26 protein-coding genes are annotated in these 24,908 nt (G+C 60.6%); 4 read left to right on the top strand and 22 right to left on the bottom strand.

What is annotated here, in order from left to right; translation table 11 throughout:
* Positions 1-10 precede the first annotated feature (10 nt).
* The 4 genes from M0D67_RS19680 (at position 11) to M0D67_RS19665 (ending at position 4,004) form a co-directional block, all read left to right on the top strand.
* Complete coding sequence (locus M0D67_RS19680; RefSeq protein ID WP_154567312.1) at positions 11-727, top strand: histidine phosphatase family protein; 717 nt, start codon at positions 11-13, stop codon at positions 725-727.
* Between the two features lie 20 nt (positions 728-747).
* Positions 748-1,854 carry a phosphotransferase gene (locus tag M0D67_RS19675; RefSeq protein ID WP_154567313.1) on the top strand — a complete coding sequence of 369 codons (1,107 nt, stop codon included), beginning with the start codon at positions 748-750 and terminating at the stop codon, positions 1,852-1,854.
* A gap of 60 nt (positions 1,855-1,914) precedes the next feature.
* Positions 1,915-3,174: an acyl-CoA dehydrogenase family protein gene (locus M0D67_RS19670; protein ID WP_154567314.1), complete on the top strand. Its 1,260-nt coding sequence runs from the start codon at positions 1,915-1,917 to the stop codon at positions 3,172-3,174.
* A gap of 128 nt (positions 3,175-3,302) precedes the next feature.
* The gene (locus tag M0D67_RS19665; protein WP_154567315.1) at positions 3,303-4,004 is read left to right on the top strand and encodes a glutathione binding-like protein; all 702 of its coding nucleotides are present in this window, start codon (positions 3,303-3,305) and stop codon (positions 4,002-4,004) included.
* 144 nt (positions 4,005-4,148) lie between these two features.
* Here the strand turns inward: M0D67_RS19665 and M0D67_RS19660 are convergent, their stop codons facing one another.
* From M0D67_RS19660 to M0D67_RS19555, 22 genes are all read right to left on the bottom strand, one after another.
* Positions 4,149-4,628: a MaoC family dehydratase gene (locus M0D67_RS19660; RefSeq protein ID WP_266239413.1), complete on the bottom strand. Its 480-nt coding sequence runs from the start codon at positions 4,626-4,628 to the stop codon at positions 4,149-4,151.
* Positions 4,625-5,083 carry a MaoC family dehydratase gene (locus tag M0D67_RS19655; RefSeq protein WP_154567188.1) on the bottom strand — a complete coding sequence of 153 codons (459 nt, stop codon included), beginning with the start codon at positions 5,081-5,083 and terminating at the stop codon, positions 4,625-4,627. Before M0D67_RS19655 ends, M0D67_RS19660 begins: the two co-directional genes overlap by 4 nt.
* A gap of 35 nt (positions 5,084-5,118) precedes the next feature.
* On the bottom strand, positions 5,119-6,246 hold the full coding sequence (locus M0D67_RS19650) for an acyl-CoA dehydrogenase family protein (protein ID WP_154567189.1): 1,128 nt from the start codon (positions 6,244-6,246) through the stop codon (positions 5,119-5,121).
* 10 nt (positions 6,247-6,256) lie between these two features.
* Complete coding sequence (locus M0D67_RS19645; RefSeq protein ID WP_171925037.1) at positions 6,257-7,453, bottom strand: acyl-CoA dehydrogenase family protein; 1,197 nt, start codon at positions 7,451-7,453, stop codon at positions 6,257-6,259.
* 48 nt (positions 7,454-7,501) lie between these two features.
* Positions 7,502-7,927, bottom strand: a complete 426-nt coding sequence (locus M0D67_RS19640) for a DUF1178 family protein (protein WP_154567191.1) — start codon at positions 7,925-7,927, stop codon at positions 7,502-7,504.
* A gap of 251 nt (positions 7,928-8,178) precedes the next feature.
* The gene (locus M0D67_RS19635) at positions 8,179-8,703 is read right to left on the bottom strand and encodes an AlpA family transcriptional regulator (RefSeq protein WP_154567192.1); all 525 of its coding nucleotides are present in this window, start codon (positions 8,701-8,703) and stop codon (positions 8,179-8,181) included.
* Between the two features lie 50 nt (positions 8,704-8,753).
* A complete protein-coding gene (locus M0D67_RS19630; RefSeq protein WP_097391886.1) occupies positions 8,754-9,002 on the bottom strand; it encodes a hypothetical protein in 249 nt (82 codons plus the stop codon).
* Positions 9,003-9,342: 340 nt separating this feature from the next.
* Complete coding sequence (locus M0D67_RS19625) at positions 9,343-9,927, bottom strand: NUDIX domain-containing protein (protein ID WP_154567193.1); 585 nt, start codon at positions 9,925-9,927, stop codon at positions 9,343-9,345.
* 42 nt (positions 9,928-9,969) lie between these two features.
* The gene (locus tag M0D67_RS19620; protein ID WP_171925036.1) at positions 9,970-10,266 is read right to left on the bottom strand and encodes a DUF2818 family protein; all 297 of its coding nucleotides are present in this window, start codon (positions 10,264-10,266) and stop codon (positions 9,970-9,972) included.
* The gene (gene nuoN / locus M0D67_RS19615; protein ID WP_154567195.1) at positions 10,266-11,738 is read right to left on the bottom strand and encodes an NADH-quinone oxidoreductase subunit NuoN; all 1,473 of its coding nucleotides are present in this window, start codon (positions 11,736-11,738) and stop codon (positions 10,266-10,268) included. Before nuoN ends, M0D67_RS19620 begins: the two co-directional genes overlap by 1 nt.
* A gap of 25 nt (positions 11,739-11,763) precedes the next feature.
* Positions 11,764-13,254 carry an NADH-quinone oxidoreductase subunit M gene (locus tag M0D67_RS19610; RefSeq protein ID WP_154567196.1) on the bottom strand — a complete coding sequence of 497 codons (1,491 nt, stop codon included), beginning with the start codon at positions 13,252-13,254 and terminating at the stop codon, positions 11,764-11,766.
* Positions 13,255-13,268: 14 nt separating this feature from the next.
* A complete protein-coding gene (gene nuoL / locus M0D67_RS19605) occupies positions 13,269-15,341 on the bottom strand; it encodes an NADH-quinone oxidoreductase subunit L (protein ID WP_154567197.1) in 2,073 nt (690 codons plus the stop codon).
* 17 nt (positions 15,342-15,358) lie between these two features.
* The gene (gene nuoK, locus M0D67_RS19600; RefSeq protein WP_013339863.1) at positions 15,359-15,664 is read right to left on the bottom strand and encodes an NADH-quinone oxidoreductase subunit NuoK; all 306 of its coding nucleotides are present in this window, start codon (positions 15,662-15,664) and stop codon (positions 15,359-15,361) included.
* A 20-nt stretch (positions 15,665-15,684) separates the two neighbouring features.
* On the bottom strand, positions 15,685-16,374 hold the full coding sequence (locus M0D67_RS19595; protein WP_154567198.1) for an NADH-quinone oxidoreductase subunit J: 690 nt from the start codon (positions 16,372-16,374) through the stop codon (positions 15,685-15,687).
* A 193-nt stretch (positions 16,375-16,567) separates the two neighbouring features.
* Positions 16,568-17,056, bottom strand: coding sequence for an NADH-quinone oxidoreductase subunit NuoI (gene nuoI / locus M0D67_RS19590; RefSeq protein ID WP_054034957.1), 489 nt, complete (start codon positions 17,054-17,056; stop codon positions 16,568-16,570).
* A 15-nt stretch (positions 17,057-17,071) separates the two neighbouring features.
* Positions 17,072-18,136 carry an NADH-quinone oxidoreductase subunit NuoH gene (gene nuoH, locus M0D67_RS19585; RefSeq protein WP_154567199.1) on the bottom strand — a complete coding sequence of 355 codons (1,065 nt, stop codon included), beginning with the start codon at positions 18,134-18,136 and terminating at the stop codon, positions 17,072-17,074.
* Positions 18,137-20,470: an NADH-quinone oxidoreductase subunit NuoG gene (gene nuoG, locus M0D67_RS19580; RefSeq protein ID WP_154567200.1), complete on the bottom strand. Its 2,334-nt coding sequence runs from the start codon at positions 20,468-20,470 to the stop codon at positions 18,137-18,139.
* 110 nt (positions 20,471-20,580) lie between these two features.
* A complete protein-coding gene (nuoF, locus tag M0D67_RS19575; RefSeq protein ID WP_154567201.1) occupies positions 20,581-21,909 on the bottom strand; it encodes an NADH-quinone oxidoreductase subunit NuoF in 1,329 nt (442 codons plus the stop codon).
* Entirely contained in the window at positions 21,906-22,391 is a 486-nt protein-coding gene (nuoE, locus tag M0D67_RS19570) for an NADH-quinone oxidoreductase subunit NuoE (RefSeq protein ID WP_054034960.1), read from the bottom strand. Before nuoE ends, nuoF begins: the two co-directional genes overlap by 4 nt.
* Before the next feature lie 131 nt (positions 22,392-22,522).
* On the bottom strand, positions 22,523-23,776 hold the full coding sequence (locus M0D67_RS19565) for an NADH-quinone oxidoreductase subunit D (RefSeq protein ID WP_093639630.1): 1,254 nt from the start codon (positions 23,774-23,776) through the stop codon (positions 22,523-22,525).
* A 9-nt stretch (positions 23,777-23,785) separates the two neighbouring features.
* A complete protein-coding gene (locus M0D67_RS19560; protein WP_154567534.1) occupies positions 23,786-24,388 on the bottom strand; it encodes an NADH-quinone oxidoreductase subunit C in 603 nt (200 codons plus the stop codon).
* 21 nt (positions 24,389-24,409) lie between these two features.
* Positions 24,410-24,889 carry an NADH-quinone oxidoreductase subunit B family protein gene (locus tag M0D67_RS19555; RefSeq protein ID WP_006052903.1) on the bottom strand — a complete coding sequence of 160 codons (480 nt, stop codon included), beginning with the start codon at positions 24,887-24,889 and terminating at the stop codon, positions 24,410-24,412.
* Between the last annotated feature and the right edge of the window lie 19 nt (positions 24,890-24,908).

The following is a 24,908-nucleotide window of genomic DNA, read 5'->3' as shown; positions in this document are numbered from 1 at the left end:
CGAAGGGACGATGCCTGAATATCAACTCCCCAAACGCCGCCGCATCTTCCTGATGCGTCACGGCGACGTAACCTACTTCGACGACAGCGGCCGCGCGATCGATCCTGAAACGGTGCCGTTGAATGCGAATGGCCGCGAACAGGCCAGCGCGGCAGGCCGCGTATTTGCCGAGCAGCAAGTCCGGTTCGATCGGGTGATCGTGAGCGGCTTGCCGCGCACGGTTGAAACCGCGCAACGCGTTTTGGCCGAGACCGGTCAGCAGATCGAGCTCGACATCGAGCCGGCATGGCAGGAAATTCGCGGCGGCAAGCTCAGCAACATTCCGCAGCAGGATATCGAAGCGGCATTTCTCGGCGTGTTCGACGGCATCGTGCCGGAAACAACGCGCTTTCTCGACGGCGAAACCATTGGCGCGTTGTTTGACCGCGTGTTGCCCGCGGTGGCGGCGTTGCGCGAGGACACGTCGTGGGACACCGTGCTGCTGGTGCTGCACGGCGGCGTGAATCGCGCGATTCTGTCGCACGCGCTCACCGCCGGCGGCCGCACTTTCTTCGGCCATCTGGCGCAGGCCACCGGTTGCATCAACGCGCTCGACGTCGGCGCCGAGTCGCGCGACTGGGTGCTGCGCGCGATCAACTATTCACCGCCGTCGCCGCTCCATCGCGACGTTCGCAACACCACGATGGAAATGCTCTACGCACAATTCATTCAATACAAGCGTAGCTGAACCCGAACTGGAGGAGACACATGGTGCAAGCCACACAGACCGGCGAACCAGAACAGAAACCGGATTACTCGGCCTTCGAGGGCACGCGCCCGGTCAACGAGCGGCAACGCTTCGACAGCGACGCGCTCGCCGCGTGGCTAACCCAGCATGTCGATGGATTTGCCGGACCGCTCACCTTGGAGCAATTCGCCGGCGGCCAATCGAACCCCACCTTCAAACTCGTCACGCCGTCGCGCTCGTACGTGATGCGCGCGAAGCCCGGCCCGGCCGCTAAGTTATTGCCCTCGGCGCACGCGGTCGAACGCGAATACCGCGTGATGCATGCACTTGCAGACACCGACGTGCCCGTCGCAAACATGCTCGCCTTGTGCGAAGACGAAAGTGTGATCGGCCGGGCGTTCTACGTGATGGAGTTCGTCGAAGGCCGCGTGCTGTGGGACCAGTCTCTACCCGGCATGACGCCTGCAGAGCGCGCGGCAATTTACGACGAAATGAATCGCGTGATCGCCGCGCTGCATAGCGTCGACGTCACGTCGATCGGTCTTGCCGACTACGGCAAACCGGGTAATTACTTCGCACGCCAGATCGGCCGTTGGAGCAAACAGTACGTCGCGTCCGAAACCGAACCGATCGACGCGATGCAGCGTCTGATCGAATGGCTGCCGCAGCATATGCCGGCGGAAACGAGCGAGCGCGCCTCGGTCGTACATGGCGACTACCGGCTCGACAACCTGATCTTCCATCCCACCGAGCCGCGCGTACTGGCCGTACTCGACTGGGAACTATCGACGCTCGGTGACCCGCTCGCCGACTTCGCGTATCACTGCATGGCGTGGCACGTCGACCCGGCGCAATTCCGCGGCATTGCGGGCCTCGACTGGGCGGCCCTCGGCATTCCCGACGAAGCGCAGTACGTCGAGCGCTATTGCAAGCGCACCGGCTTCGAGATCCACGGCGACTGGAATTTCTATCTCGCGTACAACATGTTCCGCATCGCGGCGATCCTGCAAGGGATCATGAAGCGTGTAGTCGATGGCACCGCGGCCAGCGCTCAGGCGCTCGATGCCGGCCGTCGCGCGAAGCCGATGGCCGAACTCGCCTGGCGCTACGCACAGAAAGTACGTTAAGCAAATCGGCGCCAGATTGCACTCCCGAACAAACGTCATTCGTCATCCGCGAGGTCATACATGAATTTCGATTACACCCCGAAGGTGCAGGCGCTGCGCGAGAAACTGCTCGCCTTCTTCGACGAGCACATCTATCCGAATGAGCAGGCGTTCTATGCCGAGATCGCCTGCAATCGTCAGAACGGCAACGCATGGCTGCCGACCGAACTGATCGAACAACTGAAACAGAAAGCGCGCGACGCCGGTTTGTGGAACCTGTTCCTGCCTGAATCGGTACGCGGCGCCGGTCTGACGAATCTTGAATACGCGCCGCTCTGCGAGATCATGGGCCGTGTGCCTTGGGCGCCGGAAGTGTTCAACTGCAATGCGCCCGACACTGGCAACATGGAAACGATCGAGCGCTACGGCAGCGACGACAACAAGCGCGAATGGCTCGAACCGCTGCTGCAAGGGCACATCCGCTCGGCGTTTCTGATGACCGAGCCGGAGGTAGCCTCGTCGGACGCGACCAATATCCAGACGAGCATCGTGCGCGATGGCGACACCTACGTGATCAACGGTCACAAGTGGTGGTCGTCCGGTGCGGGGGACCCGCGCTGCAAGGTCTACATCGTGATGGGCAAGACCGATCCTGAGGCGCCACGTCATGCGCAGCAGTCGATGATCCTGGTCCCCGCCGACGCGACCGGCATCACCGTGCACCGCCCGCTCACCGTATTCGGCTACGACGACGCGCCCCACGGCCACATGGAAATCACGCTCGAAAACGTGCGCGTGCCGGCTACCAATATGCTGCTCGGCGAAGGGCGCGGCTTCGAAATCGCCCAAGGCCGCCTCGGACCGGGACGCATCCACCACTGCATGCGTTTGATCGGTCTCGCCGAACGCGCGCTCGAACTCATGGCCAAACGCTCCATGCAACGCGTCGCTTTCGGCAAACCGGTTTCCGCACAGGGCGTCACGCAGGAGCGCATGGCCGAAGCGCGCTGCATGATCGAACAGGCGCGCCTGCTGACGCTGAAGACCGCGTACATGATGGACACGGTCGGCAACAAGGGCGCGCGTGGCGAGATCGCCATGATCAAGGTGGTCGCGCCGAATATGGCATGCCAGGTGATCGACTGGGCGATCCAGGCGCACGGCGGCGGCGGCGTCAGCGACGATTTCCCGTTGGCGTATGCATACGCCAACGCGCGGACGTTGCGCTTCGCCGATGGCCCCGACGAAGTGCACCGCAACGCGATCGCAAAGCTCGAACTGGCGCGTTATATGGATGCGGGTGCTGCGGCCCGAGTGGAAACGCCGATTACGCGGGTTTGAGGTCGGGGATGGGGCGGTAGCCGACGGCGCGCGGGTTCACGGCCAGCAGCATTGTCCGATCTATGCTCTAATTTTCGTCAACAGCGGCGCCCTTTGTGGCGCCGCTTTCACGAAACGAAGGAGCCAGGATGATCGATGTCTATAGCTGGGCAACCCCGAACGGCCATAAGGTTCACATCATGCTCGAGGAAACGGGCCTCGCGTACACGGCGCACGGCGTCGATATCGGCGCGGGCGACCAGTTCAAACCCGAGTTCTTGGCGATTAGCCCGAACAACAAGATTCCGGCGATCGTCGATTCCGAAGGTCCTAAAGACGCCGACGGCAAGCCGTTCGCGCTATTCGAATCAGGCGCGATTCTGATTTATCTGGCGGAGAAAACCGGCAAGTTGCTGCCGACTGATCCGGCCGCACGCTATGCGACGCTGCAATGGCTGATGTTTCAGATGGGCGGCATCGGTCCGATGCTTGGACAAACACATCATTTCCGCATTTATGCGCCGGAGCCAATCGAATACGCGATCAATCGCTACACGAACGAAACGCGGCGTCTCTATGGCGTGATGGATACGCAGCTCGGCAAGACACAGTATCTGGCCGGCAACGACTACACGATCGCTGACATCGCCGCATTTCCGTGGACGCGCTCGTGGCAAAACCAGGGCATCGAGCTGGATACGTTCCCGCATGTGAAGCGGTGGCACGAAGAAATTGCCGCGCGTCCGGCGGTGGTACGCGGTGTTGACGTGCTGGCGTCGGCCCGCAAGCCGCTCATGGACGACAAGGCTAAGGAAATGCTGTTCGGCGCGACGCAGTACGCGAAGCGGTAGGCATGCCGTCGTCCCTTGGCATCGGCGCTCGTTCACATTGACAACGACCACGGCATTGCCATCTGTTGAGGCATCGACATAAAAAAGCGCGAGACGGCATCACTGCCACTCGCGCTTTTTTGCCAACCGATCGGCTGTGAACGGTTAGAAATAGTGCCGCGTGATGAACTCCGCGACGCAGACCGGCCGTTCACTGCCCAGCCGCTCCAGCGTCACATTCCACTCAACCTGCACACCGCCGTTGTCGACGTCGGTGACGGACTCCACCGCAAACCGGGCGCGCAACTGTGAGCCGACCAGCACCGGTGACGTGAACCGCACACGATTCAATCCGTAGTTGACGCCCATGCGCTGCTTAAGCGCCACCGTCTTGCCGAGCAGCGCAGGGATCAACGACAGCGTCATGAACCCATGCGCGACCGGACCACCAAACGGTGACTCACGCCGTGCCCGCTCGGGGTCGACGTGAATCCACTGATGATCGCCGGTGGCCTCAGCGAAACGATCGACGCTCGCCTGATCGACCGTCAGCCAGTCGCTAACGAGCGGCTCAGCGCCAATCAGCGCACGCAACGCCGCTGCGCCTCCAAACGTTACGGCGGCTACCGCGTTGCTGTCCGTCATGACGCGGCGCCCGGATTGCGCAGTCCGAACAAGCCTTTCGAACGCACCGTAATCACGGTTTCGCCGTGCTGGTTGATGCCTTCCCACTGCGTCGAAACGATGCCGCGATCCGGCTTACTCTCCGAAACACGTTTGTCGAGCACCGCGTTCATCATCGTGATCGTGTCGCCGACACGCACCGGCTTCAACCAGCGGATCTCGTCGATACCGGGCGAGCCCATCGACGTGGAACCCGCGATCGCGTTGCGCACCAGCATGCCCATCATGACCGAACAGGTATGCCAGCCGCTTGCGACCAACCCACGAAACGGCGACGCTGCGGCTGCAGCCTCGTCCAGGTGAAACGGCTGCGGATCGAACTTCTCCGCGAACTCGACGATCTCTTCACGCGTGAAAGTATGCTTGCCGATTTCCGTAGTCGTGCCGACTACCATGTCCTCGTAACTCAGACCCATCGCACACCTCTTTCTTATCCGATTCGGCCGGCTGATCAGGCTTCGGTCGAGACAAAGCCGGGCAGCGCGGCGAACCGCGCGAGATGGTGATCGACATCGCCCAATGTGGTTTCGATGATAGCAAGACGTTTGAACAGATGCGCCGCGGCGACCTCGTTCGTGACGCCCATGCCTCCGTGCAACTGCACCGCCTGCTGACCGACGAAACGGGCGGCCTGGCCGACCCGCGCCTTCGCTGCGGAGACGGCACGGCGACGTTCCTCGGCGTCAGCGCTGGTGTAACGCACGGCCGCCAGGTATGTGATCGAACGCGCCTGCTCGGCGTGAATCAACATCTCGACCATGCGATGCTGTAGCGCCTGGAAACGCGCGATCGGCTGGCCAAACTGCTGGCGCGTCTTGGTGTACTCGCCCGTTGCATGGTTCAGTGCGTCGAGCGCGCCGACCGCTTCCGCGCACAGCAATACCGTGCCGTAGTCTGCAATGTGCTCGAGCGCCGCGGCGCCCGAGTGTTTGCCGGTGAGCTGGCGTGCAGGTGTGCCATCGAACTCGAGTGTCGCGGCGCGCTGACCGTCGATTGTGCGGTAGTCAGTGACTTTGACACCGGCCGCATCGCGGACGACCACAAAAAGCGCGATCTCGCCATTCAGCCGAGCCGGCACGATCCAGTAATCCGCTTGCGCGCCGTGCAGCACAACCGATTTCGTGCCGGTCAACGTCTGCTGATTGCCCTGACCGTTCGCAACCGTGTCGACCTCGAACAGATCGTAGCGTGCGTGCGGCTCGTGAAAGGCCACTGCCAGCTTGATCTCGCCCTGGGCCGCGCGTTCGAGCAGCGACGCGTCTTCGCCCTGCCCGGTGCCCGCCAGCCGCAGCGCCTCGATACCCACCGCAGTCGCCCAATACGGCTCGACCACCAGAGCACGCCCGAGCTCCTGCATGACCACCAGCATGTCGATCGGGCTGCCGTTGAAGCCACCCTGCGCTTCCGGCACCGGCAACGCAGTCAGGCCCAGTTCGGTAAAAGCTGTCCAGTGCGCGTCCGACACCCCGGTTTCCGATTGCACGATCGCCTGGCGCGCTTCGAACCCGTAGCTCTTGTCAAGGTAGCGGCGCAGCGCGTCAGCAAATTGCTGTTGTTCGTCGTTGAAAGTGAAGTCCATGCGCCGCTCCTCAGAGTCCGAGAATCATCTGCGCGATGATGTTCTTTTGAATTTCGTTCGAGCCGCCGTAAATCGACGTCTTGCGGAAGTTGAAGTAGTACGCGGCCAGCGGCGCGGCGTCATCGTCACCGGCGAGGCTGTGCTCGCGTTCGCCTTCGAGGAATGGCACGTCGAATGGCGCGGCGAGGGGCCCGATCGCTTCGAACATCAGTTCGGTCAGCGCCTGCTGCACTTCCGTGCCCTTGATTTTGAGCATCGATGCTTCCGGCCCAGGCCCACGTCCGCCCGTTTCATTGGCGACCACGCGTTGCACGGTGACTTCGAGTGCCATCAGTTCGATCTCGAGGCTCGCGACTTTCGCGGTGAACACAGGATCTTGCAGCAGCGGCTTGCCGTTCTTCTTCTGATCCAGCGCGAGGCGCTTCAGGAATACGAGTTCGCGCTTCGATTGCCCAACGCGCGCAATACCGGTGCGTTCGTGCCCGAGCAGGTACTTCGCATAGGTCCAGCCACGATTCTCTTCGCCGACCAGATTGTCGACCGGCACTTTCACGTCCTCGAAAAAGACTTCGTTGACTTCGTGGTCTTCGTCGAGCGTGATGATCGGGCGCACGGTAATACCGGGCGTTTTCATGTCGATCAACAGGAACGAGATACCCTCCTGCTTTTTAGCGCCGCTATCGGTGCGCACGAGGCAGAACATCATGTCGGCGTACTGGCCGAGCGTAGTCCAGGTTTTCTGGCCGTTGACCACATAGTGATCGCCAACGCGCTCGGCACGCGTGCGCAGCGAGGCCAAGTCGGAACCGGAGCCCGGTTCGGAATAGCCCTGACACCACCAGTCCGTGCCGTCGAGAATGCGCGGCAGATAGTGGCGTTTCTGAGCCTCATTGCCGTACTTCATCAGCACGGGCGCTACCATCGAGACGCCGAACGGCAGGACGGACGGCGCACCGATACGCGCGCACTCTTCGTCCCAGATATGCCGTTGGGTCGCGTCCCAGCCCGGGCCGCCGTATTCTTTCGGCCACGCGATGACCGACCAGCCGCGCGTGCCGAGCAGCTTGTGCCAACCCGCGAAGTCTTCGCGGTTCAGACGCTTGTGATTGAGTACTTTGTCGCTCAGCTCGCGAGGCAGATTCGCTTCGAGCCAGGCGCGGATGTCGGCGCGGAATGCGTCGTCAGCGGGGGAATAGTCCAGATTCATGCGTCGTGTCTCCTGGCCGCAACCGCCCGCTGCCAGTGAGCCACTGCGCTATTGCAGCGGTTCCTTCAAGGCAGCCGGGATCGGCAGCGGCATCACTTCGATGCCTTCTTCGACCAAGGCTTTCGCGTCTTCCGGTGTCGTGACACCGCGAATATTGCGTGCTGGCGCTTCGTTGTAATGAATGCGCCGTGCTTCCTCGGCGAAGCGGTCGCCCACGTTCTCTGTCTTTTCCAGTACCTCGCGCAAGGCACGCATGACGCGTGCCTGCATTTCTCCACTATCCGCAGGGACTTTCGCTTCGGTCGCTCCCGACAGATTCAGTCGGGGCGCCGACGGCAGACGGCTCACTTCGTTCGCACCGCAGATCGGACATTCGACGAGCTTGCGGGACTGCTGCGACTCGAAGTCATCAGCCGAAGCAAACCAGCCTTCGAACCGATGGCCATGCGGACACTGTAAATCGAGGACCTTCATGTGGAATCAGGGCTTGCGTGCCAGTTTAGCGCAAAATGGAAATTTGTGAACGGTCGTTCGTAAATTTTTACGGACGGCGCGTTGACGCCAGGCGTCGCTGACAAATCGAACGCGGTGCGCGATTTTAACGCTTTGCGCAGTGGGCTGCCGAAGGTGGCTCAATCGGTGAACGGCACGCCGAACCCGTCAACAAAAAGGCACGCTGGTCGTATCGAACTCATGGGTTCGCGCAGCTACTCGCTGCGCCCCTTTTAAGCCACCAGAAATTCGAGGCGGCGGTTAAGCTGCGGTTCGAGTTCGCGCGCCTCTTTGGCAAGGTTGATCTGTTTGGCCGATTTCGCGACATCGAATACGTCCGCCTTGATGTCATACCCGCCACGCGCGGTCAGCCAGCCAAGGATGTCCGACAGATGCCACACCGACGCACTGCCCTCGTGAACCGGCGACGGAAAGTCGATTGCGTGGCTCAGCATCAGCTTACGCATGTTTTGCCTTGACACGCCCGCGACCTCAGCGACATCCGTCAGGCCGACGAAGTCCGGCCCCGCCTCGACAAGGCGCGCAGACGGCACTGCCTGCTTGATATCTTTGAGTGCACTGATGAGCGCTTCGAACGCCGACGCGCCTTCGCGAGCAAAAACCAGCGCCATGCGCCCCGGTTGCCCCACGCCGATCGTAGCGTCGTCACATCCGGCTTCGCCCAACCGCTCGACGATCTCGTCGAGATCGCAATCTTCAGCCGCGAGCCGGTACTTCAAGGTGAACACATATTCCATAAGCTACTCCTGCCTTCATTCAGCTTCGGGCTTTTGCCTTTCGAACACTTTTACTGCCGACGTGTCGTGCAATTATCGACAATGCGCCTGAGGTGCTTTGCGTGATTGCCGGGATTCTTTGGCGTACTCCACACACTCGAGATGCAGAACTCGCCGCAACGGCATTCCGCGTCGTTGTAGGGACAGTAAATCTTTCCCCATGCGTGACCTTTACCGCCGCCTTGCACACGCCAGCCGTTTCTTTCCGCGTAAGCCAGCGCCGCCTCGACCTCTTTCTTTGAATGGACTCCACGAACCATCTATACCCTCCAATTTAGTCCACGCGCGCATGGTTGTCAAGTGACAACCATGCGCGCGTGGCCATAACCGAATACATCCCACACTCTTCGTTATCCAAAATAACTGCGATAACAGACTCCGTTGCCAGACGTCGATACTAGAGCGGCAACGACCACAGGGCGAGACTGTCAGATGGCATAGGACTGGAGCCCGTTTTTCAGACACGTGGGCAACGCATCGAGTCGATATCGTGCTCACAATGACAAAGCCCCTGCCGGTCGTAGACCAACAGGGGCTCTTTTTGCGGATTGTCTAACCAGCGTGTGAATCGCGCCCGTTCAGCGTTCTGAACCGTGCACGCTATTGCGGCTCGGCCATTGGCCAGGTACCCGCCAAAACCTTCTCCAGCCAGAACGTGCCAATGATGGTTTTCACGTCCGTCACCTTGCCCGTGCGTACCCATTCCAACATATCGGTGACGCTGGCCGTGAACAGTTCGAGGAATTCGCCGTCGTCGAGTTTGCGCTCGCCGGCAGTCAACCCACGCGCCAGGTAAATATCGATGAATTCAGTCGAGTAGGAAATGATCGGATGAATGCGCGTCAGATAGACATACTCGCGCGCCGTATAGCCAGTCTCTTCCTGCAGTTCGCGTTTCGCGCAGGCCAGCGCGCCTTCGTTCGGATCGAGCTTGCCCGCCGGATACTCGACCATAACCTTACCCATCGGATAGCGGTACTGGTTTTCCAGCAACACGCGACCGTCGTCGAATAGCGGAATCACCATCACGGCGCCCGGATGCTGAACATACTCGCGAGTGGCCTGCTTACCGTCGGGCAAGCGGACCGTATCGCACTTGAGCGTCAGGAATGGCCCTTGATGGATCGTTTTGCTCTCGAGACAGGTCTCGGTGAGCGCGGCGTCGTGATCGGGAAGTTCAGCCATATGCGACCTCAGGACAGCGTGGTGCGCGACGGCGAGAGGCCGTCAGCGACGTTTGACGAGATACTGGAAGGTAAAGCCGGGGAATGCGAATACGACGAACAACGCGAACGTGATCGCGTAGAACTGCCACCCCTGCTCGAAGCGGTTACCCGCGCGCGCTTCCAGCAGGAAACCGAGCGCACCGACGATGAAGTACAGCACGATCAACTCGGCAATCCGGATCCAGGCGCTCTTCTTCGCCACTTTCAAGGGCACGGCGGCGAAGAGACGCTGATTCAGGAACGGCAGGTTGGCGCCGACCAGCGCCAACAACACGATAAACCAACCCGCAGCCGACATCAGAGCAGCAGCGTGTGCTGGATAGCCTGCAGGCAGGCCTTCAACAGCGGATCCGGCACGATACCGAGCACCAGCACGGCAACACCATTAACCGCCAGCAATGCACGCGTGCTCGTGTCGGCGAGGATCGGCGACTTGTCTTGCGGTTCGTCGAAGTACATCAGCTTGACGATACGCAGGTAGTAGAAGGCACCGAACAGCGAGGTGATCACGGCCAACACGGTCAGCCAGGTCAACCCGGCATTCATGGTTGCCTGCAGCACCGCGAGCTTGGCGTAGAAGCCGACCGCGGGCGGGATGCCGGCGAGCGAGAACATCATCACCATCATGACGAACGCAAACACCGGGCTGCGTTGATTCAGGCCCTTGAAGTCTTCGAGCGTATCCGCTTCGAAATCGCGGCGTGCCAGCAGCATGATGATGCCGAAGGTGCCCATCGTCGTGATCAGGTAGACGATGCTGTAGTACATCGCCGAGCCGTACGCGTTGGCGGCGCCCGTGGTCTTGTGGTCGACCACGCCGGCCAGCAGGCCCAGCAGCACGAAGCCCATGTTCGAGATCGCCGAATACGCGAGCATCCGCTTGACGTTGCGTTGCACGATACCGGTGATGTTGCCGACAATCAGCGACAGCGCCGCCAGGATCACCAGCATTTCCTGCCATTCGACCGCAAGCGGCAGCAGACCCATCACGAGGAAGCGCAGGCCCCACGCGAATGCCGCCACCTTCGGACCGCCACCGACCATCAGCGTCATGGCCGTCGGAGCGCCCTGATACACGTCAGGCACCCACATATGGAACGGCACCGCGCCCATCTTGAACGCCACGCCTGCCACGATAAAGATCACGCCGAACAGCAGCACGCTCGGATCGTAGTGGCTCGTGCCGATCGCCTTGAACACTTCGTTCAGGTCGAGCGAGCCGGTTGCACCGTACAGCATGGAAATGCCGTACAGCAGGAAGCCGGAAGCCAGCGCACCGAGCACGTAGTACTTCATTGCGGCTTCGTTCGACGGTGCCGCGTCACGACGCAGTGCGATCGCACCGTACAGCGACAGCGACATCAGCTCCAGACCGAGGTACAGCGTCAGGAAGTTGTTGCCGGAGATCATCACGAGCTGACCGAGCAACGAGAACATGCCCAACAGGAAAAACTCGCCGCGGAACAGCCCGCGATCCTCGAGGTACCGGCGCGAATAAACAATCGACACTGCGTAGCCGAGCGTCACCACCGCCTTCATCACGCTGGCGAAAGAATCCACCACATACATGTGACCGAAGAAGTAATGAACCTGCGGGTCGAACGCGTTCACCGCGAACCAGATGCCGGCAATCAGCGTCGAGAAGAACGCGAGGAAATACGTGGTGCGGCGACCGGCCTGGCCGACGAACGTGTCGTTGAGCCACGCGACCACAACGGCGAGCATCACCAGTGCGTCGGGCAACAGGGCAGTCATAGGGGCGTTTTGCATGATCTTTAAATTCCTCCGCTCTGCATTACTGTGGCAACGGCAGTTTGGACTGCGCGACGTGGGAGAGGAGGTTTTCCACGGATACGTGCATCACATCGGTAAAGGGCTTCGGATACAGGCCCATGAACAGCGTCAGTGCAGCGAGCACTGCCAGCATGAAAAATTCGCGACGGTTGATGTCGAGGAGGCCCTTCACGTGATCGTTGGCGACCGCGCCGAAGTACACGCGCTTGTACATCCACAGCGTGTAGGCCGCGCCGAGAATCAGCGTGACAGCCGCACCGCCCGCGATCCAGAAGTTGTACTGGACAGCAGCCAGAATCACCATGAACTCGCCGACGAAACCGGAAGTACCCGGCAAGCCGCAATTCGCCATCGAAAACAGCATCACGAACGCCGCGAACTTCGGCATCACGTTGACGACGCCGCCGTAATCGGCGATCTGACGCGAGTGCATACGGTCGTACAACACGCCGATGCTCAGGAACATCGCGCCCGACACGAAGCCGTGCGAGATCATCTGTACGATCGCGCCTTCCACGCCGAGCTGATTGAAGATGAAGAAACCAAGCGTCACGAAACCCATGTGCGCGATCGACGAGTACGCGACCAGCTTCTTCATGTCGGTCTGCACCATCGCGACCAGACCGATGTAGATCACCGCGATCAGCGACAGTGCAATGACGACCGGAGCAAGGAAGTGGCTTGCGTCCGGTGCGATCGGCAGCGAGAAGCGCACGAAACCGTAGGCGCCCAGCTTCAGCATGATCGCGGCCAGCACGACCGAGCCGCCGGTCGGCGCTTCCACGTGGGCGTCAGGCAACCACGTGTGAACCGGCCACATCGGCACCTTCACGGCGAACGCCAGGAAGAACGCTATGAATAGCAGTATCTGCGGCGTCATGCCGATCTGCGTGTTCTGCCACGTAGCCAGATCGAACGTGCCGGTCTGGATGTACAGGTAAAGCAACGCGACCAGCATCAGCAGTGAGCCCATCAGCGTGTACAGGAAGAACTTGAACGCCGCATACACGCGGTTCGCCCCGCCCCACACGCCGATGATGATGTACATCGGAATCAGCGTCGCTTCAAAGAACACGTAGAACAGCATGCCGTCCGCTGCGCTGAACACGCCGACCATGATGCCGGACAGGATCAGGAATGCAGCGAGGTACTGCGCCACGTTCTTCGTGATGACTTCCCATGCGGAGATCACGACGATCACCGTAATCAATGCGGTCAATACGACGAACCACATCGAGATGCCGTCGACACCCAGGTGGTACGTAATATTGAAGCGCTCGATCCAGTTCGCCTTTTCGACGAACTGCAGATCGGCGGTACTCGAATCAAAACCCGTAATCAGCGGGATCGTCACGATGAAGCTGACGACCGAGCCGATCAGCGCAATCCAGCGCGCCGGAGCCGGGTTCCGGTCGGAACCAATAGCCAGGACCAGTAGACCTACGAGGATCGGTAACCAGATCGCAATACTGAGAATCGGATAAGCGTGCATTAGTGTCCCTCGCCTTATTTGCCGCCGAGCGTTACAAACAGGGTCAGGAGCCCCAACATGCCGATAATCATGGCAAACGCGTAGTGGTAGATGTAGCCGGATTGGAGGAAGCGGATCACGCCGGCAAACCAGCCGATAAAGCGTGCGCTGCCGTTGACGATCCCGTCGATAACCACGACGTCGCCTTCCTTCCAGAGACCACGGCCAATCGCCACGGCGCCCCGCGCGAACACGACTTCGTTGATCTTGTCCATGTAGTACTTGTTGTCGAGCAGCGTATAGATCGGGCCGAACGCGCGCTTGACGACCGCCGGCAGATCAGGACGAACCAGATACAGGAACCACGCGACCACGACACCCGCGAGTGCCAGCCACACCGGCAGACCTGAGACCGAGTGCAGACCCATCGACGCCCAGCCCTGGAATTCTTCGGCCATCTCATGCAGTGCCGGATGGTTTTCGCCGATGAAGATCACCTTGTCGAACGCCACGCCGTGCTGGAAGAAGTCGCCGAACAGCATCGGAGCGACACCGATCGCGCCGATCACCACCGACGGAATCGCCAGCAGAACCAGCGGCAGCCACACCACCCACGGCGTTTCATGCGGCTCGTGCGCGTGGTCGTCGTGACCATGACCGTGGCCGTGTGCGTCATGGCCGTGACCGTCATGTGCATGGGCTGCAGCTTCGATGCCCATCGGCGATTCCGGATGCTTCGGATCGCGGAAGCGCTCCTTGCCGTGGAACACCAGGAAGTACATCCGGAACGAGTACAGCGCAGTAACGAACACGCTCGCCACCACCGCGAAGTAGGCGAAACCCGAACCCGGCAGATGCGACAGCTTCACTGCGTCGATGATCGAGTCTTTCGAGTAGAAGCCTGAGAAGAAAGGTGTGCCGATCAGCGCGAGCGAACCGACCAGCGACGTAATCCACGTGATCGGCATGTACTTGCGCAGGCCGCCCATGTTGCGGATGTCCTGATCGTGGTGCATGCCGATGATCACGGAACCCGCGCCGAGGAACAGCAACGCCTTGAAGAACGCGTGCGTCATCAGGTGGAAGATGGCGACCGAGTAAGCCGATGCGCCGAGTGCGACCGTCATGTAACCGAGCTGCGACAGCGTCGAGTAAGCCACCACGCGCTTGATGTCGTTCTGGACGATTCCGAGGAAGCCCATGAACAGCGCCGTGATCGCACCGATCACCATCACGAACGACAGCGCCGTATCCGACAGTTCGAACAGGGGCGACATGCGTGCGACCATGAAGATACCGGCCGTCACCATGGTTGCCGCGTGAATCAGTGCGGAGATCGGCGTCGGGCCTTCCATCGAATCCGGCAGCCAGACGTGCAGCGGGAACTGCGCCGACTTACCCATCGCGCCGATGAAAAGGCAAATGCAGGCAACCGTCAGCAGACCCCAGTCCGTGCCCGGGAAGCTCAATGCCGCGAGTTCGGTGCGCTTCGCGAAGACGTCGCCGTAGTTCATCGAACCGGCGAAAGCGAACAGCAGGCCGATCCCGAGCAGGAACCCGAAGTCGCCGATGCGGTTCACGATGAACGCCTTCATGTTCGCGTAGATCGCGCTCTCACGGGTGAAGTAGAAGCCGATCAGCAGGTACGACACCAGACCCACCGCTTCCCAGCCGAAGAACAACTGCAGGAAGTTGTTGCTCATCACGAGCATCAGCATCGAGAACGTGAACAGCGCGATGTACGAGAAGAAGCGCTGGTAGCCGTCGTCGTCGGCCATGTAGCCGATCGTGTAGATGTGCACCATGAGCGACACGAAGGTCACCACGCACATCATCATCGCCGTCAGCGAGTCGACCAGGAAGCCGATCTCGAACTTCGTCTGGCCGATCTGCATCCAGTCATAGACCGTCGCGTTGAAACTCGCGCCGTCCATCACCTGGAAGAAGACGATGGCCGAAAGGATGAAGGAGATCGCGACGCCGAGGATCGTGACCGAATGCGCGCCGGCTCGCCCCACCGCTTTCCCAAACAGCCCCGCAATCAGGGAGCCGGCCAGCGGTGCCAGCGGGATCGCCAGCAGCAGGTTTTCATTGAGTGTCGTTGACATAACCGCTTTACCTGAAATTAACCTTTGAGCTGATCGAGGTCCTCGACATTGATCGTGTCGAGGCTACGGAACAGGGTCACCAGAATTGCGAGTCCGATCGCCGCTTCCGCTGCTGCAACCGTCAGCACGAAAAAGACGAAGATCTGACCATGCACGTCGCCGAGGTAATGCGAGAACGCGACGAAATTGGTGTTCACCGCCAGCAGCATCAGTTCGATCGCCATCAGGATGATGATGACGTTGCGGCGGTTCAGGAAAATGCCAACGACGCTGATCGCAAACAGGATCGCGCCGAGGACAAGGTAATGAGCAAGGGTCAACATGATTTCTATCTCCTGTCCGCTCAGCTGTTTTTAGCAGGTGCCGAGTCGGCCGCTGCGGCTGCCGCTGCGGCGGCTTCTTCCGCCGCGACAGTTGCCGCGGTCTTTTCAGATGCCATCTTCACGATACGCACACGGTCCTGGGCACGCACCTTAACCTGCTCGCTGATGTTCTGGCGCTTGCTGTCTTTCTTGTGACTCGTGGTCAGCGCGATCGCCGCGATGATCGCCACCAGCAGCACGAGGCCGGCGACTTCGAACGCGAAGATGTAGTCGGTGTAGATGACCTTGCCGATGATGCGGGTGTTCGACCAGCCGGCCATACCGTTCGCGGCAGCCGTGGTGTCGCGCAGCGCCGTGGCGGTCGCACCGTAGCCGTGCCACAGGATCAGCGCGGTCTCGATCACGATGATCGCGCCCACCAGCGTAGCCATTGGCACGAAGCGTTTGAAGTCTTTTCGCAGCACGTCGATGTTGATGTCCAGCATCATCACGACGAACAGGAACAGCACCATCACCGCGCCGACATACACCAGCACCAGCAGGATCGCGAGGAACTCGGCCTCCAGCAGCATCCAGATCGCGGCTGCGTTGAAGAACGCCAGCACCAGAAACAGTGCGGACGAAACCGGGTTGCGCGAGGTGATCACCTTCAGCCCTGAAACCACCAGGAGCAGCGCGAAGATGTAGAACAGTACGGTCGTGAATTCCATGATTACCGGTTCATCGTTAGGCCATCGTCAGGCATTGTTCTTTGGCACGTGTGGCGGGTAAAAGCGGTCGAGACCGCCAGAACAGCCGCACAGGTGCGCCGTGCCGCGGCGGTCAGACCGCGGCGCTCGGCCCGACAACAGGCCGTGTTACTGCTGCATTTACTGCCGCATTTACCGCTTCAACTGAAGTGCTTCAACGATACGGTGCGTCGGCTGCCTTGCTCGCAGCGATCTCCGCTTCGTAGCGATCGCCCACGGCCAGCAGCATGTCTTTCGTGAAATACAGATCGCCGCGCTTTTCGCCGTGATATTCGAGAATGTGCGTCTCGACGATCGAATCGACCGGGCAGCTCTCTTCGCAGAAGCCGCAGAAGATGCACTTGGTCAGGTCGATGTCGTAACGCGTCGTGCGGCGCGTGTTATCCGCACGGGTTTCCGATTCGATCGTGATAGCGAGTGCCGGGCACACCGCTTCGCACAGCTTGCAGGCGATGCAGCGTTCTTCGCCGTTTTCATAGCGGCGCAGCGCGTGCAGGCCGCGAAAACGCGGCGAAATCGGCGTCTTCTCTTCCGGGAACTGCACCGTCACCTTGCGCTGGAACGTGTAACGTCCGGTCAGCGCGAGGCCTTTGAGCAGTTCCGTCAGGAAGAAGGTTTTGAAAAAGTTTTGGATTGCGGTCATGGGTTCATCCGCCCTTTATTTCCAGATATTCAACGGCGACATGATCCAGAAGCCGACCACGATGAGCCACACCACGCAAACCGGAATGAAAATCTTCCAGCCCAGACGCATGATCTGGTCATAGCGATAGCGCGGGAACGTGGCACGCGCCCAGATGAATACCGACAGCAGGAAGAAAACCTTGGCGACGAGCCATACGATGCCCGGGACAAACGACAGGAAGCCGAACGGTGCGCTCCAGCCGCCGAGGAACAGTGTTGCAGCCAATGCCGAGATCACGATCATGTTGATGTACTCGGCGAGGAAGAACAGCGCAAACGCCATCCCCGAGTAGTCGATCATGTGGCCCGCGACGATTTCCGACTCACCTTCCACCACGTCGAACGGGTGACGGTTCGTTTCGGCGATGCCCGAGATGAAGTACACGACGAACATCGGCAGGAGCGGCAGCCAGTTCCACGACAGGAAGTTCAAGCCGTAGCCGGCGAAAATGCCGCGCTCCTGCGACGTCACGATGTCCGACAGATTCAGACTGCCCGAGGTCATCAGCACGACGACAAGGGCGAAGCCCATCGAAATTTCGTACGAGACCATTTGAGCGGCCGCGCGCATGGCGCCGAGGAACGCGTACTTCGAGTTCGACGCCCAGCCGGCCAGGATCACGCCGTACACACCGACTGACGAAATCGCGATCGCATACAGGAGACCCGCGTTGATGTCGCCGAGCACCGCGCCCGCCTGGAACGGAATCACCGCCCAGACCGCGAAGGCCGGCACTACCACCATGATCGGCGCGATCATGTAGATCCAGCGGCTCGCCTGAGCCGGCTGAATCACTTCTTTCAGCAACAGCTTCAGCACGTCGGCGATCGGCTGCAGCAAACCTGCCGGGCCCACGCGGTTCGGGCCGAGACGCACGTGCATCCAGCCGATCAGCTTACGCTCCCACAGAATCAGGTAAGCCACGCACAGCAGGATCACGACGGCCACAACCAGGATGCGCACCAGTGCCCACACCGTGGGCCATGCCACACCGAGAAGCTGGGTGCCGCCCGAGTTGATCGTATCGAACAAGCTCATTTACGCCTTCTCCACCAGCAGTTCACCGAACAGGCTGCCCAGCGCTGCACCGGCCGGCGTAGCCGCCGATACGCGGACGACCGTCTCCGCAAGATTCGCGTCGCGCACGGCCGGCAACTGCACCGATTGCTCGCCCTGGCGCACGCGCACTGCGTCGCCTTCCTTCAAACCCAGTTTGTCGAACAGCGCAGCCGGCAGACCGGCCGAATTCGCTGCACGCGCCGCTGCCGTCAGATGCAACGATTCGGCGCGGCGTACCAGCGAGTCCGCGTGGTAAATCGGCACGTCGGCGATACGCTCGAACTTGCCTTCCGCCGCCTTCGCTGCCTTGCCGCGTGCAACCGTGGCACCCGTTTTGTTCGACAGACGCGACTTGATCTCGCCATCGCCAAGCGCTGCCGTGCGCACTTCTTCCGAGGTGTCGAATTCGAAGCCCGGCACGCCGAGCAGGCTGCCGAGGACGCGCAAGACCTTCCATGCCGGACGCGTGTCGCCAAGCGGGCGCACGACGCCGTTGAACGTCTGCACGGTACCTTCGGCGTTGACGAACGTGCCGGCCGTTTCCGTGAACGGTGCGATCGGCAGCAGGACGTCAGCGTATTCAGCGCCCATCTGGAACGGCGACATCACGACGACCATTTCAGCCTGCTTCAGTGCGGCCAAAGCCTGCGCCGGATTGGCCGTGTCGAATTCCGGTTCGACGTTCAGCAACACATAACCCTTGCGCGGTTGCTCGAACACTTCGCGAGCGTTCAAACCGCCCTCGCCCGGCAATGCGTTCACGAGATGCGCGCCGACCGTGTTGGCGGCTTCCGTGAGGAAACCCAGGGTTGCGCCGGTCGCGTCTGCGATCCATTGCGCCGCGGCGTGAATCGCAGCGAAATCCGGATGACGGACCGCGCCGTTGCCGAGCAACACCACACGCTGTTCGCCGGTGACGAGCGACTTCGCGGTTTGTTTGTTGGCATCCGTCGGCTGCGTGCCGGCGAAGGCTTCCGGCAGTGCAACACCGCTCGCTTCCGACACCGCGGCCGCGATACCAGCCAGTGCGTCGAGCCATGCCGACGGCGCGGCAACCACGCGTTGCGCCTGCGGAATCAGCGCGTCGTCGTTGGTGGCTTGCACCAACGTCAGCTTCGTGCCGCTCTTGGCAGCTTGACGCAGACGCGCGGCAAACAGCGGATGATCGCGGCGCAGATCTGAACCGATCACCAATGCGGCGTCGAGGTTCGAGAGGTCGGCGATCGCCGTACCGAGCCAAGGCGCACCGTCGGCAGGCGCGGAGAAATCCGACTGACGCAGACGGAAGTCGACGTTAGGCGTGCCGACCGCCTGAGCCAGTTGCTTCAACAGGAACAGTTCTTCAACGGTGCTGTGGGCGCTGCCGAGCGCGGCCAGCGCGTTCGCACCGTGGTCGCCCTTGATGCCCTTCAGACCCTTGACCACGTATTCAAGCGCGGATTGCCAGTCGGTCTCGACCCACTTGCCGCCTTGCTTGAGCATCGGCTGCGTGAGACGTTCCGGGCTGTTCAGACCTTCGTACGAGAAACGATCCTTGTCCGAAATCCAGCATTCGTTGATGGATTCGTTTTCGAACGGCAGAACACGCATCACGCGATTGTTCTTCACCTGCACCACAAGGTTTGCGCCGACGGAATCGTGCGGGCTCACCGACTTGCGGCGCGACAGTTCCCACGTGCGGGCGCTGTAGCGGAACGGCTTGCTGGTCAGCGCGCCCACCGGGCACAGATCGATCATGTTGCCGGACAGTTCGGAGTCGACCGTCTTGCCGACGAACGACGTGATTTCCGAATGCTCGCCGCGGCCCAGCATGCCGAGCTCCATCACGCCGGCAACTTCCTGGCCGAAGCGGACGCAACGCGTGCAGTGAATGCAACGCGACATTTCTTCCATCGAGATCAGCGGGCCGACGTTCTTGTGGAACACGACGCGCTTTTCTTCGCTATAGCGCGACGACGACTTGCCGTAGCCCACCGCCAGATCCTGCAACTGACACTCGCCACCCTGATCGCAGATCGGGCAATCCAGCGGGTGGTTGATCAGCAGGAATTCCATCACGGCTTGCTGGCCCTTCACGGCCTTGTCCGACTTGGTGCGCACGATCATGCCTGCCGATACCGGCGTGGCGCATGCGGGCACGGCCTTCGGCATCTTTTCGACATCGACCAGACACATCCGGCAGTTGGCCGCAATCGACAGCTTCTTGTGATAGCAGAAGTGAGGAATGTACGTGTCGACCTTATGCGCAGCCTGGATCACCATGCTGCCTTCAGGCACCTCTACTTTCTTGCCGTCTATTTCAAGTTCAACCATGATGGTCAATCTTCCTTAACCTGTTACCGCTCAATCGTTCGCCCTGTTCATCGCCCGTTTCAGGCGCTGAATCCCGCGGATGACGTGTTCTGGTGCGCTACTTGGCCTACTTAGGCAGCCACTGTTTCTGACGCCGCTGCCGCACCGGCGTGACCGCCGACGAGGCAATGCTTGTGGGCGACGTGGTATTCGAATTCGTCCCAGTAGTGCTTGAGCATGCCGCGAACCGGCATGGCCGCTGCATCGCCGAGCGCGCAAATCGTGCGGCCCATGATGTTCTCAGCGACCGAGTTCAGCAGATCCAGATCTTCCGGACGGCCGAGCCCGTGTTCGATACGATGCACGACGCGATACAGCCAGCCGGTGCCTTCGCGGCACGGCGTGCACTGACCGCACGACTCTTCGTAATAGAAGTACGACAGACGCAGCAGCGAACGGACCATGCAACGCGTCTCGTCCATCACGATGACCGCACCGGAGCCGAGCATCGAGCCAGCTTTGGCGATCGAGTCGTAGTCCATGTCGGTATGCATCATCATTTCGCCCGGGATCACCGGTGCCGACGAGCCGCCAGGAATCACAGCCTTGATCTTCTTGCCGCCGCGCATGCCGCCGGCCAGTTCCATCAGCGTGGCGAACGGCGTGCCGAGCGGAATTTCATAGTTACCCGGACGCTCGACGTCGCCGGCAACCGAGAAGATCTTGGTGCCGCCGTTGTTCGGCTTGCCGATTTCGAGGTAATTCTGCGGACCGATCGCGAGCAGGAACGGCACCGCAGCGAACGTCTCAGTGTTGTTGATCGTGGTCGGCTTGCCGTACACGCCGAAGCTCGCCGGGAAAGGCGGCTTGAAGCGCGGCTGCCCTTTCTTGCCTTCGAGCGATTCGAGCAGCGCGGTCTCTTCGCCGCAAATGTAGGCGCCGTAACCGTGGTGCGCATGCAGTTCGAACGAGAAGCCCGAACCCATGATGTTGTCGCCAAGGAATCCAGCGCGGCGGGCTTCTTCCAACGCTTCTTCGAAGCGCTTGTAGACTTCCCAGATTTCGCCGTGGATATAGTTGTAGCCGACCGTGATGCCCATCGCGTACGCGCCGATGGCCATGCCTTCAATCAGCGAGTGCGGATTGAAACGCAGGATGTCGCGGTCTTTGAATGTACCCGGTTCGCCTTCGTCCGAATTGCAGACGAGGTACTTCTGCCCCGGGAACTGACGCGGCATGAAGCTCCACTTCAGACCGGTCGGGAAGCCCGCACCGCCACGGCCGCGCAGACCCGACGCCTTGACGTCGGCGATCACCTGCTCGGGCGGAATCTTTTCTTCCAGAATGCGGCGCAACTGGGCGTAACCGCCGCGCGCCACATAGTCTTCGAGATGCCAGTTGTCGCCGTTCAGGCCGGCGAGAATCAGCGGTTTGATGTGACGATCGTGTAAAGACGTCATTTCGAAAGTTCCTCGAGCAGCTGGTCGATCTTCGCGCGGCTCATGAAGCTGCACATGCGATGGTTGTTCACCAGCATCACCGGCGCATCGCCGCACGAGCCCATGCACTCACCTTCTTTCAAGGTGAACTTGCCGTCAGCCGTGGTTTCGCCAAAGTCGATGCCGAGCTTCTGCTTCAGATATTCAGCGGCACTGTCTGAGCCGCCGTCCGGGCCGAGCTGGCACGGCAGGTTCGTGCAGAGCGTGATCTTGTATTTGCCGACCGGCGAGGTCTCATACATCGTGTAGAAGGTAGCCACCTCCTGCACGGCGACCGCCGGCATGCCGAGATAGTCCGCGACGAACTGCATGAGTTCGGGCGACAGCCAGCCATGCTCTTCCTGAGCAGTAGCCAGCGCCGACATCACGGCGGACTGTTTCTGATCGGCGGGATACTTCGCGATCGCACGATCGATTTCTTTCAGGCCTTCAGCTGAGATCATTTTCAGACACGACTCTTTCAATTCCTACCGAACGAAAACCCGTCGCGCATTGCATGTTGCGACAGACCCGGCGTTCCTTTGCTTGACACGCGCTTCGGTGCAATCTGAAGACGCGCGCTGATGAATACGTCCTAGCGATCTACTTCGCCGAACACGATGTCCTGCGTACCGATGATCGTCACAGCGTCGGCAATCATGTGACCGCGCGCCATTTCATCGAGCGTGGACAGGTGCGCATAGCCCGGCGCCCGAATCTTCAGGCGATACGGCTTGTTCGCGCCGTCCGAGATCAGGTAGATACCGAACTCGCCCTTCGGATGTTCGACCGCGGCATATGCTTCGCCTTCCGGCACATGGAAGCCTTCCGTGAAGAGCTTGAAGTGGTGAATCAGATCTTCCATGTTCGACTTCATGCCAACCCGCGACGGCGGCGCAACCTTGTGATTGTCGACCATCACCGGACCCGGATTCTTGCGCAACCACTCAATGCACTGTTTCACAATCCGCGTGGATTGGCGCATTTCTTCGACGCGAACCAGATATCGGTCATAGCAGTCGCCATTCACGCCAACCGGAATGTCGAAATCGAGCTTGTCGTAGACTTCGTACGGCTGCTTCTTGCGCAGATCCCACTCGATACCCGAGCCGCGCAACATCGCGCCGGTCATACCGAGGTTCAGTGCGCGTTCCGGGCTGACCACGCCGATACCGACCAGACGTTGCTTCCAGATCCGGTTGTCGGTAAGCAGCGTTTCGTATTCGTCGACGCACTTCGGGAAACGCGTAAAGAAATCGTCGATGAAGTCGAGCAGCGAACCTTGACGGTTCTCGTTCATCCTCGACAATGCCTTCGCATTGCGGATCTTCGACGCTTTGTATTGCGGCATTGCGTCAGGCAGATCGCGGTACACGCCACCCGGACGGTAATAAGCCGCGTGCATCCGTGCACCGGACACCGCTTCGTACACGTCCATCAGGTCTTCGCGTTCGCGGAACGCGTACAGAAATACCGCCATCGCGCCGACGTCGAGCGCGTGTGCGCCAATCCACATCAGGTGGTTCAGCACTCGCGTGACTTCGTCGAACATCACGCGGATGTACTGCGCGCGAATCGGCACTTCGATGCCGAGCAGCTTTTCGATCGCCATCACGTAGCCGTGCTCGTTGACCATCATCGACACGTAGTCGAGGCGATCCATGTACGGCACGGACTGGATGAAGGTTTTAGTTTCCGCGAGCTTTTCAGTCGCGCGATGCAGGAGGCCGATGTGCGGATCGGCGCGCTGGATGACTTCGCCGTCGAGTTCGAGCACGAGGCGCAGCACACCGTGCGCGGCCGGGTGCTGAGGACCGAAGTTGAGCGTGTAGTTCTTGATCTCTGCCATGGCGTTCTCTTAGTGTTTCAGACCGCCATAGCGATCCTCGCGGATCACGCGCGGCGTGATTTCCCGCGGCTCGATCGTCACAGGCTGATAGACGACGCGCTTCTCTTCCGGGTCGTAACGCATTTCGACGTAGCCGGAGACAGGGAAATCTTTACGGAACGGGTGACCAATGAAACCGTAGTCGGTCAGGATGCGGCGCAGGTCCGGGTGACCCTCGAAGACGATGCCGTACAGATCGAATGCTTCGCGTTCGTACCAGTTGGCCGAACTCCAGATATCGACGACTGACGCGACGATCGGCACTTCGTCGTCTGGTGCGAATACACGCAGACGCAGGCGCCAGTTGTTCTGCACCGACAACAAATGCAGAACGGCCGCGAAACGCGGACCGTCGTATGCGCCATCGGCGTAGGTCTGATAGTCGACGCCGCATAGATCCATCAATTGCTCGAAGCCGAGCGAGCGGTCGTCGCGCAGACGCGTTGCAACGTGGATGTAGTCGCTCGCCTTCACGACGATCGTCAACTCACCGACTGCCTCGGTGGTGCTCAACAGGAGGCCGCCGAAGGCCGCCTCGAGGTTCGCTTTCAGGGTCTCGAGTTTGCTTGCCATATTATGGGGGAGGCGTTGGCCTTATTGACGGGCGATTGTGTTGGTGCGACGGATCTTGGCCTGCAGCTGGATCACGCCGTACACCAGCGCTTCCGCCGTAGGCGGACAACCGGGCACGTAGACGTCGACCGGCACGATCCGATCGCAGCCGCGCACCACCGAATAGGAATAGTGGTAGTAGCCGCCGCCGTTCGCGCACGAGCCCATCGAAATCACCCAGCGCGGCTCGGCCATCTGATCGTAGACCTTGCGCAGAGCCGGCGCCATCTTGTTGCACAGCGTGCCGGCGACGATCATCACGTCCGACTGACGCGGACTCGGACGAAACACCACGCCGAAACGGTCAAGGTCATAACGGGCGGCGCCCGCATGCATCATCTCGACCGCGCAGCACGCGAGACCGAACGTCATCGGCCACAGCGAGCCGGTGCGCGTCCAGTTGATCAGTTTGTCTGCCGTCGTGGTGACAAACCCTTCCTTCAAGACCCCTTCGATACTCATTTGCTTTCCACTCCAGACG

This window comes from Paraburkholderia sp. SECH4 (assembly GCF_030511745.1).
GTDB lineage: Bacteria > Pseudomonadota > Gammaproteobacteria > Burkholderiales > Burkholderiaceae > Paraburkholderia > Paraburkholderia madseniana.
Note: the sequence above shows the minus strand (reverse complement) of the source record. Positions and strands in the feature narration are given on the sequence as shown.